Here is a 13,958-nt window from a genome sequence, read left to right as displayed (position 1 = left end):
GTTGATTTTGAAACAAAAGTAGGAAAAAAGGAAACGCGAAAAAGGGTGAAGTAGTGGTTTTGGACGCAAGTGAAAGTATTTTGTACAAAAATGTAATGTGTGATGGATTATTAGGGGGAACTATTGCTGATGAACGTTGGATTGTGAAGGATGAACGGCAAGTGGTTATTGATTAACGGGGTGGCTAAAAAAGAGAACGGTGAACAAACTGCAATTATCAGGACGCAGTTTGTTCACCGTTCATCATTTATCGTTTACCGCTAATTAGCTGTTCATGCTCATCAGGAATTCATCGTTATCTCTGGTCTTTTCCAAACGGTCTTTAACGAAGTCCATTGCTTCGATCGGATTCATGTCTGCAAGATATTTACGTAATATCCACATGCGGTCAAGAGTTGTTTTATCAAGCAACAAGTCGTCGCGACGAGTGCTGGATGCAGTAATGTTGACTGCCGGGAAGATACGTTTGTTGGACAGGTTGCGGTCGAGCTGCAACTCCATGTTGCCGGTACCCTTAAATTCTTCGAAGATAACTTCGTCCATTTTAGAACCGGTATCGATCAATGCGGTAGCGATGATGGTCAACGAGCCGCCGTTTTCAATATTACGGGCAGCACCGAAGAAACGTTTAGGTTTGTGAAGTGCATTTGCATCCACACCACCGGAAAGAACTTTACCGGATGCAGGAGATACTGTATTGTATGCACGAGCCAGACGGGTGATAGAATCAAGGAAGATCACTACGTCGTGACCACATTCTACCAAACGTTTTGCCTTTTCCAATACGATACCTGCAATTTTTACGTGACGTTCTGCCGGTTCGTCGAAAGTAGAAGCGATAACTTCTGCATTAACGCTGCGTGCCATATCGGTTACTTCTTCCGGACGTTCGTCAATCAGCAGCATAATCATGTAAACTTCCGGGTGATTGGCTGCAATAGCGTTAGCGATATCTTTCATTAAGATAGTCTTACCTGTCTTTGGCTGGGCAACGATCAAGGCACGTTGTCCTTTACCGATAGGAGCGAAAAGGTCAACAACGCGTGCAGACATGGAGTCTGAATAACCGCCTTTGCAAAGTTTGAACTTTTCATCCGGGAAGAGAGGTGTCAGATGTTCGAAAGGAACACGGTCGCGAACGAAGGCTGCGTCACGTCCGTTAATTTTCGACACTTTTACCAACGGGAAATATTTTTCTCCTTCTTTGGGTGGACGGATAACACCTTCCACTACATCACCGGTTTTCAAACCAAAGAGTTTGATTTGAGATTGTGATACATAAATGTCGTCAGGAGAAGAAAGGTAGTTGTAATCGGAAGAACGGAGGAATCCGTATCCATCCTGCATGATTTCCAGAACGCCTACTCCGTTGAGAATATCATCGAATTCGTAAGGCTTTTCGCGTTCAATAACCTTGCGTTCCTGCTGTTGTTGCTGTTGTGCCGGAAGATTCTCGTTCGCATGGTTTTGCTGAGTGGCACGTGGCATCGGTAAGCGTTGTTGGTTCTGGTTCTGATTTGGATTCTGATTATTGTTATTACGCTGGAAATTATTATTGTTGTTATTAGCGTTATTGTTCACATTGCTACTACCGTTGTTATTGTCGCGTGGACGGACAATGCGCGGGCGTTGCTGTTGTGCTTGCTGCTGTTGAGATTGTTGTTGCTGTTGAGGATGAGATGGCTGTTCAGGTGCTGTTTGCACAGGTTCTGTTTTAGTTGCCTCGAATTTGCCAAAGAGTTCGGTAGGAAGCTCTATTTTTTCAGAAGGCAGATCTTCGATTGGAATAAAATCATCATCGTCAACGCTGGATAAGATATTGCTTTCCTCGTCGATAACGGGTGCGGCTTTCTTTTGTGGTTTATCTATAACTTTTTTCTCTGCAGCAGGCTTGTTTGGCTCTGCGGCTGGTTTATTTGTTTCTGCAGCCGGTTTGCTTTTTGCTTTCTTTTCAGCAGTCGGCTGTTGTGCTGGAGCAGCTTTTTCTTTTGTTTCAGTAGTTTTCTCTGCAACAACAGGCTTAGTTTCCACCACTTTGGGAGCAGCCGGTGTTACATTTTCTACTTCTTTTTTCTCTTCTGCGTCAGCGCTCTTGCGTGGACGTCCCACTTTACGCTTGGGAGCAGTAGTAGCGTTTTCTGCTTTAGCTTCTACAACAGGAGCTTCTTTTTCTTTGTTTGTACTTTCTTCTTTCTTGGAAGGTTGTGGTGCTTTTACAGGAGTGGCTTCTTTTGTTTTATTAACCTCTCCACTCTTTGGTGTGGAAACTACCTTGTCTTCTTTTTTGGTAGGAGCTACCCGTGAACGCTTTTTCTTTTGTTCTTCATTTTTGCGTTCTTCTTTGAGCTTATCTGCGGCAACTTTCTTAGTAGCTCCTACAATAGCCTGTTCATCGAGTATCTTATAAACAAGGTCTTCTTTTTTGTATGAGTCTGCTTTTTTTATGCCTAACTCTTTGGCAATAACTTGAAGTTCCGACAGATTTTTGTCGTTTAATTGGATAATGTTATACATATAGTATGGTAAGTTATTAATATTTCTTTTTTTGCTGAATTACGGACAGCATTACTACAGCTTATGGCTACAGATATGCAAGCATACGTTTTGTTTTTTATTCTGAATTAGGGATGTATATGTTGAATCGTAGAATGTTTCAACGGGGCAAAGATAATAATTTTTTTTGGTTTCATGAACAATCAAACATTTTTTTCCACGTAAAAGTGTATCTTTGCTACATAAAAGAAAATAGTATGACAGTAAATGAAGCTCATTTAATTTATTTTTCGCCTACACACACATCTAAACAAGTTGCGGAAGCGATTGTTCACGGTACGGGCATAAAAAATATCCTTCCTATTAATGTAACGCAGCAAATTGCAGATGAAATCGTGATTCCTGCATCTGCTTTGGCCATTATTGTAGTGCCTGTGTATGGAGGTCATGTCGCTCCTCTGGCAATGGAGCGTTTGCAGTACATCCGGGGAGTGGATACTCCGACCGTTTTGGTGGTGGTGTATGGAAACCGTGCTTATGAAAAAGCTTTAATGGAACTGGATGCTTTTGCTATTCCTCATGGATTGAAAGTGATTGCTGGGGCAACTTTTATTGGAGAACATTCATATAGTACTGATAAACATCCGATTGCGGTGGGACGTCCCGATGAGTCGGATTTAGCCTTTGCTACGGAATCTGGGAAGAAAATCATGGAAAAAATACAGGCTGCTGATAGCATGGATACCCTTTATCCGGTAGACGTACGTGCTATTAAACGTCCGAGCCAGCCATTTTTTCCTTTGTTTCGCTTTTTGAGGAAAGTTATCAAGTTACGTAAAAGTGGAACACCGCTTCCCCGCACTCCTTGGGTGGAGGATGAAAATTTGTGCACCCATTGTGGATTGTGTGTGGTCCGTTGCCCGGCAGGGGCTATAACGAAAGGGGATGAACTGCATACAGATGAAGCTAAATGTATCAAGTGTTGTGCCTGTGTAAAAGCTTGCGTTAAGAAAGCACGGGTGTATGATACTCCTTTTGCGGCTTTGTTGTCAGATTGCTTCAAGAAACAGAAATTGCCTCAAACTATTTTGTAGATTACGACACGCTTAGTTGTTTCATCAATACGAAAGCGGTTGTCTGTTCGTTCGCCTATCAGCCACGCAATGTGTTCACCACAGCAGAGTACCCACTGGCGTTCTTTTTGACTGATAGAAAATTTGCGGTCGGTCAGATAATCGCTTATTTTTTTCTTTCCTTTCATTCCGAAAGGAATAAAAGTGTCTCCTGTCTGCCATTTCCGGTAATGAATATCTCCATTCAGTTTGTCGGCATCAAAACAGGCTATTCCTTTGTCGCGTGGAATTAGGAAATCAGGGGTGTATTCTTTTTCTTCTTTGATGATTTGAAAAGGAGGAAGAATTTCATTTCCCGATTCAATAGCTTCTATTAATAAGAATTCTCTGTCTTTTATCACTCTCCATTTTTTACTGCAAAATTGTTTGCCCGGTTGGCTGTGAAGCGAAAAGGCAATATCTTTGATTTGTGCAGAATTGAAGCCTAGAGGATGCAAGATTTCGAATAGAATAGCTTCGGGTGCCGGTTCCTTTACTAACTCACTGATTCGGATACCTTCTGTCGTTACAATATTATTTTTGCTTTCCTCTATGCATTTATTATATATGGTAGCTACATCATTCAGATAATTGCTCGTGTCTATCAGATTCTTTTTGACTGACGGATTGATTTCCTGTATAAGAGGAAGGAGATTGAGCCGGATTTTGTTACGGGTATATTCGTCTTCCAGATTGGTACTGTCTGTTACATAATCTTGTCCGATGCTCTCCAGATAATGAATGATGTCTTCCCGGTTGACGCAAAGCAGAGGCCGCACGATTGCTCCGTTGCGGGGGCGGATCCCTAATAAACCGGTAATTCCTGTACCTCGAATCAGATTGAGTAGTATGGTTTCTACGCTATCATCCTGATGATGTGCTACGGCGATCACATCTGCCTGGCATTCTTTTCTCGTTTTCTCGAACCAGTCATAGCGTAATTCCCGTGCAGCCATTTCAATCGAAATCTGTTTTTCCTTTGCGTATTGTGTCGTGTTAAAATCAATTGTATGCAAATGGATTCCGGTTCTTTTGCAAAGTTGGCGGACAAACAGTTCATCCCGGTCTGATTCTTCGCCTCGCAGGTGGAAATTACAGTGTGCGGCTTCGCAATGATAACCTGCTGTGTGCAGAATACATAGCAGTGCCACCGAGTCGGCACCGCCACTCAATGCAATCAGGACTTTGGCATCCAGTGAGAACAAATGTTCTTTTTCTATATATTTTGTAACGCGTTGTTGTATCATATCTGCAAAGATACGAGTTTATCAATAAGTTTTTTTATTTTTCCTAAATCTTTTGGAGGAAGAAAATGGCTGCTATTTAAAAACATTCTAAATAATTTGCGTGCTCCGAAGTTATGAATTATCTTTGCCGAAAATTTTGAGAGTTATGCGTTTGTCCGAATTAAAAACAGGAGAAAAAGGTGTTATTGTAAAGGTATTGGGGCACGGTGGTTTTCGTAAACGTATTGTGGAGATGGGCTTCATTAAAGGTAAAACGGTTGAAGTGCTGTTGAACGCTCCCCTAAAAGATCCCATAAAATATAAAGTCTTAGGTTATGAAATATCTCTTCGTCGTCAGGAAGCTGAAATGATCGAAGTAATCAGCGAGGAGGAGGCAAAAGAACTGGCTGAAAAGACTGTTTATCATGAAGGATTACCCGAAGACCTTTCAGTAAAAGAAGAAGATATGAAACGATTGGCGTTAGGTAAACGTCGCACCATCAATGTTGCCTTGGTCGGAAATCCGAACAGTGGCAAGACTTCTTTGTTTAATCTTGCGTCCGGTGCTCATGAGCATGTAGGCAATTACAGCGGTGTGACCGTGGATGCCAAAGAAGGTTATTTTGACTTCGAAGGTTATCATTTCCGTATTGTCGATCTGCCGGGAACTTATTCTTTATCTGCTTATACGCCGGAAGAAATCTATGTTCGCCATCATATTATCGATGAAACTCCTGACGTGATTATTAATGTCGTCGATTCTTCTAATCTGGAGCGAAACTTATATCTGACTACTCAATTGATAGACATGAATGTCCGCATGGTAGTGGCTCTGAATATCTATGATGAATTGGAAGCCAGTGGAAATACATTGGATTACCATTTGTTGAGCAAGTTGTTCGGGGTGCCGATGCTGCCTACTGCCAGTAAGAAAAATCGTGGATTGGATACGTTGTTTCATGTAGTTATCAATCTGTATGAAGGAGTAGACTTCTTCGATAAACAGGGAAACATGAATCCGGAAGTTCTCAAAGACTTGACTGAATGGCATGACTCTTTGGAAGACCGTAAGAACCATGAGGAAGAGCATCTGGAAGATTATGTGCGTGAACATAAAAAGACGGGGCGTGTCTTCCGGCATATTCATATAAATCACGGTCCTGATATAGAAAAAGCGATTGAGGCTGTAAAAAGTGAAGTGTCCAAGAACGAGTTTATCCGGCATAAATATTCTACCCGTTTCCTCTCCATTAAATTGTTGGAGAATGATCCTGACATTGAGCGTATTGTACGCACATTGCCGAATGCGGATGAAATTTTCCATGTCCGCGACAAGATGTCGAAGCGTGTTCAGGAGACAATGAATGAGGATTGTGAATCGGCTATTACTGATGCTAAATATGGATTTATCAGTGGTGCGTTGAAAGAAACGTTCACGGATAATCATCTGGAACAGGCGCAGACAACAAAGGTACTGGATTCGATTGTAACTCATCGTGTCTGGGGATTTCCTATTTTCTTTCTTTTTATGTATCTGATGTTTGAAGGTACATTTGTCATTGGCGAATATCCGATGATGGGAATTGAATGGATGGTAGAGCAGCTTGGTGAATTGCTGCGCAATAATATGTCGGAAGGTCCATTTAAAGATCTGCTGATTGATGGAATTATCGGTGGGGTAGGAGCTGTCATTGTTTTCTTACCGAATATCCTGATTCTGTATTTCTGTATTTCTATCATGGAGGATTCTGGTTATATGGCTCGTGCGGCTTTTATCATGGATAAGATCATGCATAAAATGGGGTTGCACGGAAAGTCGTTTATTCCTCTGATTATGGGATTCGGATGTAATGTGCCTGCGATTATAGCGTCCCGTACTATTGAGAACCGGAAGAGTCGTCTCATTACCATGTTGGTGAATCCATTGATGTCTTGTAGTGCGCGTCTGCCGATTTATTTATTGTTGGTGGGTGCTTTCTTCCCGAACAATGCAAGTTTGGTGCTGTTAAGTATCTATGTGATTGGTATTGTGCTGGCTGTGGTAATGGCTCGCTTGTTTAGCAAGTTTCTGATAAAGGGTGATGATACGCCGTTTGTGATGGAGCTTCCTCCTTACCGAATGCCGACAGCGAAGTCTATCTTCCGTCATACATGGGAAAAGGGAGCGCAGTATCTGAAAAAGATGGGCGGAATTATTATGATTGCTTCTATTATTATCTGGTTTCTGGGATATTATCCGAATCATGATGCTTATGAAACGGTTGCCGAACAGCAGGAAAATTCTTATATCGGTCAGTTGGGGCGCGGAATAGAGCCGGTAATAAAGCCATTGGGATTTGATTGGAAATTAGGTATTGGCTTGCTTTCCGGTGTAGGGGCGAAAGAATTGGTGGTAAGTACGTTAGGCGTTTTGTATGCAGATGATCCGGATGCTGACTCGGTGAGTTTGGCAGAACGTATTCCGATTACTCCATTGGTCGCTTTTTGTTATATGCTGTTTGTATTGATTTACTTCCCGTGTATTGCGGCGTTGGCGGCTATCAAACAGGAATCGGGTAGTTGGAAATGGGCGCTTTTTGCTGCCTGCTATACAACGGCATTAGCTTGGCTTGTATCATTTGCTGTTTATCAGATTGGAGGATTGTTTGTATGAATAATTGGCAAGAGTGGGTAGTCGGAGTACTCGTTGTGCTCTGCATTGCCCGTGTCGTATATGGAATATTTCTTTTTTTTCGTCGTACGCGGGAAAATCAGAATCCTTGTGACAGCTGCGTAAGTGGCTGTGAACTAAAGGATATGATGGAGAAGAAACGCAGAGAGTGTGATGTAAAGAAAAAAAGTACAAAGAAAAATTGCTGCGGATAGTTGGTAGTTTCAAAATTTGTACTACCTTTGCAACCGCAAACGAGAAATAATGGTTCCTTGGATGAGTGGCTTAGTCAGCGGTCTGCAAAACCGTGTACGGCGGTTCGAATCCGCCAGGAACCTCAACTATCACTTTAAAGCCCTTGAGAGTCAAGCACTTTCAAGGGCTTATTTTTTACGGAGACCGTTTCGGGGGACCACTTGAAAATTTGAGAATATTCGGCTCAGTCTGAATACCTGCTTTATTCTTTATTTAGAAGAGAAATCTATTGTTCCTGCTGAGTGCTCTCGTCAATTCCCGCATTATGGTATGGTACAATAGGTACTGTGTTTAATTCTTTATTTTAGGCTTTTCCCTATCGACAATTATAGTATTCACTAGTTTTTTATGATTTTCCTGCGTTACTTTTGTTATAAACCAAAAGAAAAACGCCATGAAAAAGATTTTATTTATCCTATTTGCTACCCAATTTATTTTGGCTCCTTATATAATAAAGAGCTATGGTGCAAATCTTATTGAAGACAATTATGAGTATTCTGGAGTTAATCAAGAGAGAAAGACTGTCGAAAAGGATATCTTTGGAAATATCATCATTCGTGATGATAAAGGCAATAGAAAGACCATTGAAAAAGATATTTTTGGGAATATCACCATTCGTGATGATAAAGGCAATAGAAAGACCATTGAAGAGGATATTTTTGGAAATACCATCATTCGTGATGATAAAGGTAATAGAAAGACGATTAAAAAAGATATCTTTGGGAATACTATTATCGAAGATGGCAAAGGCAATAGAACAACCATTAAAAAAGATATTTTTGGGAACGAAATAATTGAAAGTAGTGATGGTCATAGAAAAATTATCAAAAAGGATATTTTTGGAAATACAGTTATTGAGGATTATTAAAAGGTTATATTTATAAGGAGGAAATGTATCAGACTTATCTTCTTGTACTGATTTAGGGGGTAGATCGATTAACTGATAATGTGAAATTAATGGTGATATTAAAGAAATATTTATGATCTTTGTACCCATGAATATCGGAAATTAGTTGAATAGATTGATGAATCGTATAAAAGGTATACTTTATGCAGCGGTGTCTTCCTCTACTTTTGGACTGGCTCCGTTCTTTTCCCTCACTTTATTGTTGGCAGGTTTTTCAGCTTTCGAAGTGCTTTCCTATCGTTGGGGAGTGGCGACAATTGCGTTGACTCTGTTCGGATGGTGTTCGGGATGTAGTTTTCGATTGGAAAAGAAAGATTTTTTAGTTGTTCTTTTATTAAGTTTGTTGAGGGCAGTTACTTCATTCAGTTTGCTTATAGCATATCAGAATATAGCTACCGGGGTGGCGTCAACCATTCATTTTATGTATCCGTTGGCGGTATCTCTAGTTATGATGTACTTCTTTCAGGAAAAGAAATCCCTTTGGGTGATGTTTGCGGTCTCCATGTCCTTGTTAGGAGCGGCCTTGCTTTCATCGGGGGAACTGGAGGCGAAAAATGGTGATACGATAGTCGGACTGGTAGCAGCTTGTGTTTCTGTGTTTTCCTATGCGGGGTATATTGTTGGCGTACGAATGACACGCGCTGTTCGAATCAATTCCACTGTACTGACTTGTTATGTTATGGGGTTAGGAACCGTTCTTTATTTTATAGGTGCTTTGACTACTTCCGGGCTTCAGCTGGTAGCTGACGGTTATACCTGGTTGATTATTTTGGGACTTGCATTACCGGCTACAGCCATTTCTAATATAACATTGGTACGGGCTATTAAATATGCAGGGCCTACGTTGACATCTATTTTAGGTGCGATGGAACCATTGACAGCTGTGGTGATCGGAGTTTTTGTGTTTAAAGAATTATTTACTCTGAATAGCGCTATTGGGATTATTTTAATTCTGTTGGCTGTGAGTGTGGTAATATTTCGTAAACAAAAAAATGAAAGAGTATAAATAAAAAAAATGCTGTTTTACCTGATCGGATAAACAACATTTTTATAGGAGAGCCTCTTGTCGGATTCGAACCAACGACCCCGAGATTACAAATCACGTGCTCTGGCCAACTGAGCTAAAGAGGCGTTTTTCTTTTGCGGGTGCAAAGGTATGAATTTCTTTTAAAAATGCAAATACATCGCATACTTTTTTTATATTTGCAAAGTTACCAATGATTAGATGAAAATGAAAATTATGAATGTATGTGGTATGGCGATTTTAGCCATAGGTATATGGGCTTGTTCCGGACAGAAAAAGGGGACGGCAAATGTAGAAGTTGCAACAGATAGTGTAGAAGTAGCTGCAGATGCTATATCTGTTCAGGCAGATAGTACAGGATATATTGTTCGGGTAGGAGAGATAGCTCCGGACTTTACGATTACCCTGACAGATGGTAAACAAGTGAGTCTATCTTCCCTTCGTGGTAAGGTTGTCATGTTGCAGTTTACTGCAAGTTGGTGTGGAGTTTGTCGTAAAGAAATGCCATTTATTGAGAAGGATATTTGGTTAAAGCATAAAAATAATGCAGACTTTGCTTTAATTGGCATTGACCGTGACGAACCACTTGATAAAGTATTGGCTTTTGCTAAATCTACCGGAGTGACTTATCCGTTAGGACTGGATCCGGGAGCTGATATTTTTGCGAAATATGCATTGCGTGAATCCGGAATAACAAGAAATGTGTTAGTTGATAAGGAAGGAAGAATTGTAAAACTGACTCGTTTGTATAATGAAGAAGAGTTTGCTTCTCTTGTACAGAAGATTAATGAGATGCTGAAATGAAAGAAAGCCTTCATTAGGCATTTCTGACGGAGCATTTATGAGCATATAAAAATAGTGACGCTATCCTGATGTGATGGCGTCACTATTTGGGTTATATAGTGACGCTATCCGGAACACATACCGTCACTATATAATAATGAGCTTTTCAAGCAATACTAAGTTTGACTAGGTAATCGTAATGTTTTCCTTCTTTCACCAGTTCTGCCTTAAAACCACATTCGGAAGCGTATAAGCTAAGAGTCTGGAAATCTACATATAACCAGTCGAATGTGTCTCCTTTTACATCTTTATATTGCATTTGGAAGTCAATCTCTCCGTAATACTCTCCGGCCAGGTCGATGACTATGCTGCCGTCTTCTTCTTCAAAAAGATAGCGCAGATCGCTGGAATCCATGAGTATGCATCCGCCGGGACGGAGAATACGTTTCATTCGTTGGAAGAATCCGGGCATATTATTCAGTCTGCCGATAATTCCGGAACCATTCATAAGCATCAGGATCGTATCGAATGTTTCGGTAAATGTTTCGTCAAAAAGGTTGATGAGGCGTGGATCGTTCACTCCGCGTTGTTGCATCACTTCGACGGATAACGGAGAAATATCAATGGCACACACTTCTTTTCCCATTTCCTGAAGTGCCAGTGCATGGCATCCGCTTCCGGCACCTACATCCAATATTCGCCCTGTAGCCATTTGTAGGGCGGTACGCTCTAATATAGGCATAGACTGTATACTACGGAACAATTCTTTGACGGGAATTTCATCTTCTTCGAATTGGGAAGAGAATACCCGCAAACGATCAGCTCTGTGATGGTTGAAATAATCAGAAATAGCGGCTCCCATCGGGTCCTTTTCTGCAGAAAGAGTTGTTGTTGCCATTGGTGGTTACGATTGTTAACTCTGCAAAGATAAATAAATCCGCAGAAAAGGGTTATCTTTGCCGTCGGAAATGTTGAATACTAATAAATGATTATATGAGTATAGAAGAAGCAATCATGGGTGGAATCGTTTTTAAAGGTAAGAAAGATAAGCCCAAAGAAGAGGAAAAAGTGAAGACGAAAGCGAAAAAAGCGACGTATATTCGTGGACAGCATGGTTCGGGTGCAGCGAAGATGAAAGCAGATATCCGGAAGAAGAGAGCTAGCCGTCATAAGAAATAAAAGTATGGTTATAAATATAATAATTTGTGTAGTATCTGTTATACTTATGTTGCGGGGTGCTTTTCTAATTCTGAAAATGGGACTCTTGTGGATGCTTCATTGCAGGATAATAAAATCGTATGACAGGAAAACACATGGAAAGGTAGTGGATATAGAGACACAGGTAAAGTCTGATGGTATGAATATTACTGATGTATGTATACCAAAAATAAAATATAAATTGGAGGGAGAAGACGAAAAGTGTTGCCAATTTCTTCCTTCTAATCTAAAGAGTGGAGAGGAAAATAACATTTATCTTTATCCAAAACAGTATCATATAGATGATAAGGTTACCATATTGTATGATAAAGGTAAGGCGAATGATATGTTTGTGTTGCCCAGAATGCAACTAATGAGGCTGCTTGTTAACCAATTTGTTCCTGGTTGTTTTTTTATACTGGCGGCAATTTTAGGATTATGCTTTGTTTTTTAGAAACAGCATAGGCTGTCCGAAAAGCCTTAGAGGAATATTATAGAGTAGTACAATAATAGTAGAGTCAAATCAAGGTTAAAAGGAAAGAGCCCGATGCAAAACCGGACTCTTTATCAATCTTGTTAATTTTTAGAGACATTTGTTGAATATCTCTGCCTAGCAATACAAAAAGGCAACTAATTCGCAGTGAATTAGTTGCCTTATCTTTTTTATTTATTGAATGTCCCTTTTTAATCTGTTTAGTTTTTTAGGACCACTCCAAATTGTAGTAAGGGTGATTTTTTCTTTTTAGGGACTTTTGGGATGAGCTCTTTTACTTCTGGGGAAGAATCTCAATCCAGTAATCGTCCGGGTCATTGATGAAATAAAGCCCCATGGCCGTGTTCTCAAAACATACACAATTCATTTCTTTGTGATAAGCTCTGATTGCATCGTAATCGCCGGCTACACGAAAGCAGAGATGGCTTTCGTTTTCTCCCAGTTCGTATGGAGCAGTATGATCTTTCAACCACGTCAATTCCAGCAAGAAACCTGTTTCGTTATCAGTTAGGTAGACTAACGTGAACGAGCCGTCGGATGCTTCCTTCCGATGATGTTCTTTTAAGCCGAGTGCTTTTTCATAAAAAGCTATACTCCGCTCCAGATTAGTGACGTTGATATTAAAATGGTCAAATTTACTTTTTATTTCCATTGTTGCGATTTTCCTTATTTTTTCATTAAGAGCTTCACGATTTCTCCAACATACGTGCGCGGTTGTCCGGCTTGCGGAGTTGTCTGTGAAGACATTTTCTTACATTCGATAACAGCCGAAGGTGTTGTTTGGTTCGGAGCGTACAATTTTAATGTATAGCTATCTGCCTTTTCTATTGCATCGTAAGCTTGATCGGGTGAAAGCGTGCAATAGGCAACTGCTTTTCCTGATTGATAACCAAGTGCGCCACCAGCATTTGCAGTCATATTGGTCATGTTGAACTCATCTTTTCCGATGCTGATTACTAATTTTCCACTTCCCATCAAAGCATATACTTCACCCGGGATTTGTTTCAAATCAATTTCTATATAACCCGGCATATCAGCGGAAGCCTTGCCTGCAGGAGTAGCAGGAGTGAGAGTTGCAGCAGGAACAGTGGTTTGAGCAGGTTCGCCAGTTGTCACTTTTATATCAGTCTTTTTATCTGCGGCACCAATGACAATCGGACCTGCGGCTGCAACGATTGATGGAGTTTTTTGCTCTTCTTCTTTCTTCTTTTTCTCTGTTTTCGGACGGGTGTCAGGTGCTCCGAAAGCTACTGCTACATCCATAAATATATCATCGGCGAAGTCTACGGTTTTTCTACGCCATTTAGCCAAGCCACGTACTAATTTAGTCTTAGCTTTATTGAGCGCATATTTATCAGTAATCCATTCTTCGGCTTTATATTTTTCTGTTTCACGATAAGTAAAACGGATTTTTTCAAGCTCTACCAGGCAGTTTCCGGGTTTGCAGGTAACGGTAATCTGATAGTTAACTAATGTACGGTCTAATGACAGGGCACTGGAGCTGAAAACAATCCATTCTTCTCCAATACCGGCAATTGTTCCTTTTGCTTCGTCGGAGAAAACAATGCGGCTATCGATGTTTTTATTCTCTTTCAGACGTTCATCCATCCACTTTGTCATTGTGTCGTAGATTTGTGCCTGACTCATTCCGGGAATCTGGAACTCTTTGGAAAATACTACTTTACCTTCTACTTCAGGAACAGCTCCTGCAAGGTATCTGGTGTCATCTTTCTTCTCTTTTGCAGAATCTGCCTTCATTGCCATCGGCAATGCGAGAAACAGGGTAAGAAACAGAATCGTAAATTTATTCATAATTAT

At 40.6% G+C, this 13,958-nt stretch carries 13 protein-coding genes and 2 tRNA genes; 9 read left to right on the top strand and 6 right to left on the bottom strand.

What is annotated here, in order from left to right:
* Positions 1 to 264 precede the first annotated feature (264 nt).
* Positions 265 to 2,514 (bottom strand): transcription termination factor Rho, encoded by a 2,250-nt coding sequence (gene rho, locus LPH68_RS15895; protein ID WP_087323668.1) that lies wholly within the window; start codon positions 2,512 to 2,514, stop codon positions 265 to 267.
* Between the two features lie 236 nt (positions 2,515 to 2,750).
* On the opposite strand from rho, the gene LPH68_RS15890 reads away from it, so the two are divergent.
* Entirely contained in the window at positions 2,751 to 3,587 is an 837-nt protein-coding gene (locus LPH68_RS15890) for a 4Fe-4S binding protein (RefSeq protein WP_230296980.1), read from the top strand.
* Here the strand turns inward: LPH68_RS15890 and tilS are convergent.
* Positions 3,572 to 4,852 (bottom strand): tRNA lysidine(34) synthetase TilS, encoded by a 1,281-nt coding sequence (gene tilS, locus LPH68_RS15885; protein WP_087323667.1) that lies wholly within the window; start codon positions 4,850 to 4,852, stop codon positions 3,572 to 3,574. The genes LPH68_RS15890 and tilS overlap by 16 nt on opposite strands.
* 145 nt (positions 4,853 to 4,997) lie before the next feature.
* Between tilS and feoB the strand changes: the two genes are divergently transcribed.
* From feoB to LPH68_RS15860, 5 genes are all read left to right on the top strand, one after another.
* The gene (gene feoB / locus LPH68_RS15880; RefSeq protein WP_087323664.1) at positions 4,998 to 7,484 is read left to right on the top strand and encodes a ferrous iron transport protein B; all 2,487 of its coding nucleotides are present in this window, start codon (positions 4,998 to 5,000) and stop codon (positions 7,482 to 7,484) included.
* Positions 7,481 to 7,696, top strand: coding sequence for a hypothetical protein (locus tag LPH68_RS15875; protein WP_004312937.1), 216 nt, complete (start codon positions 7,481 to 7,483; stop codon positions 7,694 to 7,696). The genes feoB and LPH68_RS15875 overlap by 4 nt, the downstream gene beginning before the upstream one ends.
* 51 nt (positions 7,697 to 7,747) lie before the next feature.
* Positions 7,748 to 7,819: transfer RNA gene (locus LPH68_RS15870), tRNA-Cys, on the top strand.
* Positions 7,820 to 8,130: 311 nt separating this feature from the next.
* Positions 8,131 to 8,604, top strand: a complete 474-nt coding sequence (locus tag LPH68_RS15865; RefSeq protein WP_087318932.1) for a hypothetical protein — start codon at positions 8,131 to 8,133, stop codon at positions 8,602 to 8,604.
* A gap of 157 nt (positions 8,605 to 8,761) precedes the next feature.
* Positions 8,762 to 9,649 carry a DMT family transporter gene (locus LPH68_RS15860; RefSeq protein ID WP_087323662.1) on the top strand — a complete coding sequence of 296 codons (888 nt, stop codon included), beginning with the start codon at positions 8,762 to 8,764 and terminating at the stop codon, positions 9,647 to 9,649.
* Between the two features lie 51 nt (positions 9,650 to 9,700).
* Here LPH68_RS15860 and LPH68_RS15855 read toward each other — a convergent pair.
* Positions 9,701 to 9,774: transfer RNA gene (locus LPH68_RS15855), tRNA-Thr, on the bottom strand.
* Between the two features lie 94 nt (positions 9,775 to 9,868).
* Between LPH68_RS15855 and LPH68_RS15850 the strand changes: the two genes are divergently transcribed.
* Entirely contained in the window at positions 9,869 to 10,471 is a 603-nt protein-coding gene (locus LPH68_RS15850) for a TlpA disulfide reductase family protein (RefSeq protein WP_141409441.1), read from the top strand.
* Positions 10,472 to 10,616: 145 nt separating this feature from the next.
* On the opposite strand, the gene LPH68_RS15845 is transcribed toward LPH68_RS15850, so the two are convergent.
* On the bottom strand, positions 10,617 to 11,348 hold the full coding sequence (locus LPH68_RS15845) for a bifunctional 2-polyprenyl-6-hydroxyphenol methylase/3-demethylubiquinol 3-O-methyltransferase UbiG (protein WP_120144339.1): 732 nt from the start codon (positions 11,346 to 11,348) through the stop codon (positions 10,617 to 10,619).
* A gap of 95 nt (positions 11,349 to 11,443) precedes the next feature.
* Between LPH68_RS15845 and LPH68_RS15840 the strand changes: the two genes are divergently transcribed.
* Positions 11,444 to 11,629: a hypothetical protein gene (locus LPH68_RS15840; protein WP_004300779.1), complete on the top strand. Its 186-nt coding sequence runs from the start codon at positions 11,444 to 11,446 to the stop codon at positions 11,627 to 11,629.
* 178 nt (positions 11,630 to 11,807) lie between these two features.
* On the top strand, positions 11,808 to 12,101 hold the full coding sequence (locus tag LPH68_RS15835) for a hypothetical protein (protein ID WP_225450386.1): 294 nt from the start codon (positions 11,808 to 11,810) through the stop codon (positions 12,099 to 12,101).
* A 313-nt stretch (positions 12,102 to 12,414) separates the two neighbouring features.
* Here the strand turns inward: LPH68_RS15835 and LPH68_RS15830 are convergent, their stop codons facing one another.
* Together LPH68_RS15830 and LPH68_RS15825 are read right to left on the bottom strand one after the other, a co-directional pair.
* Entirely contained in the window at positions 12,415 to 12,792 is a 378-nt protein-coding gene (locus LPH68_RS15830) for a VOC family protein (protein WP_004304308.1), read from the bottom strand.
* 14 nt (positions 12,793 to 12,806) lie between these two features.
* Entirely contained in the window at positions 12,807 to 13,952 is a 1,146-nt protein-coding gene (locus LPH68_RS15825) for a DUF4468 domain-containing protein (RefSeq protein WP_217728585.1), read from the bottom strand.
* Positions 13,953 to 13,958 lie beyond the last annotated feature (6 nt).

The sequence above is a fragment of the Bacteroides sp. 1_1_30 genome (assembly GCF_020982715.1).
Lineage (GTDB): Bacteria > Bacteroidota > Bacteroidia > Bacteroidales > Bacteroidaceae > Bacteroides > Bacteroides xylanisolvens.
This window is presented reverse-complemented; position numbering and strand designations above follow the sequence as displayed.

Excerpts from the sequence above, each read along its gene's own strand:
- rho (WP_087323668.1), bottom strand. The coding sequence starts at position 2,514 with ATGTATAACATTATCCAATTAAACGACAAAAATCTGTCGGAACTTCAA.
- LPH68_RS15890 (WP_230296980.1), top strand. The coding sequence starts at position 2,751 with ATGACAGTAAATGAAGCTCATTTAATTTATTTTTCGCCTACACACACA.
- tilS (WP_087323667.1), bottom strand. The coding sequence starts at position 4,852 with ATGATACAACAACGCGTTACAAAATATATAGAAAAAGAACATTTGTTC.
- feoB (WP_087323664.1), top strand. The coding sequence starts at position 4,998 with ATGCGTTTGTCCGAATTAAAAACAGGAGAAAAAGGTGTTATTGTAAAG.
- LPH68_RS15875 (WP_004312937.1), top strand. The coding sequence starts at position 7,481 with ATGAATAATTGGCAAGAGTGGGTAGTCGGAGTACTCGTTGTGCTCTGC.
- LPH68_RS15865 (WP_087318932.1), top strand. The coding sequence starts at position 8,131 with ATGAAAAAGATTTTATTTATCCTATTTGCTACCCAATTTATTTTGGCT.
- LPH68_RS15860 (WP_087323662.1), top strand. The coding sequence starts at position 8,762 with ATGAATCGTATAAAAGGTATACTTTATGCAGCGGTGTCTTCCTCTACT.
- LPH68_RS15850 (WP_141409441.1), top strand. The coding sequence starts at position 9,869 with ATGAAAATGAAAATTATGAATGTATGTGGTATGGCGATTTTAGCCATA.
- LPH68_RS15845 (WP_120144339.1), bottom strand. The coding sequence starts at position 11,348 with ATGGCAACAACAACTCTTTCTGCAGAAAAGGACCCGATGGGAGCCGCT.
- LPH68_RS15840 (WP_004300779.1), top strand. The coding sequence starts at position 11,444 with ATGAGTATAGAAGAAGCAATCATGGGTGGAATCGTTTTTAAAGGTAAG.
- LPH68_RS15835 (WP_225450386.1), top strand. The coding sequence starts at position 11,808 with ATGAATATTACTGATGTATGTATACCAAAAATAAAATATAAATTGGAG.
- LPH68_RS15830 (WP_004304308.1), bottom strand. The coding sequence starts at position 12,792 with ATGGAAATAAAAAGTAAATTTGACCATTTTAATATCAACGTCACTAAT.
- LPH68_RS15825 (WP_217728585.1), bottom strand. The coding sequence starts at position 13,952 with ATGAATAAATTTACGATTCTGTTTCTTACCCTGTTTCTCGCATTGCCG.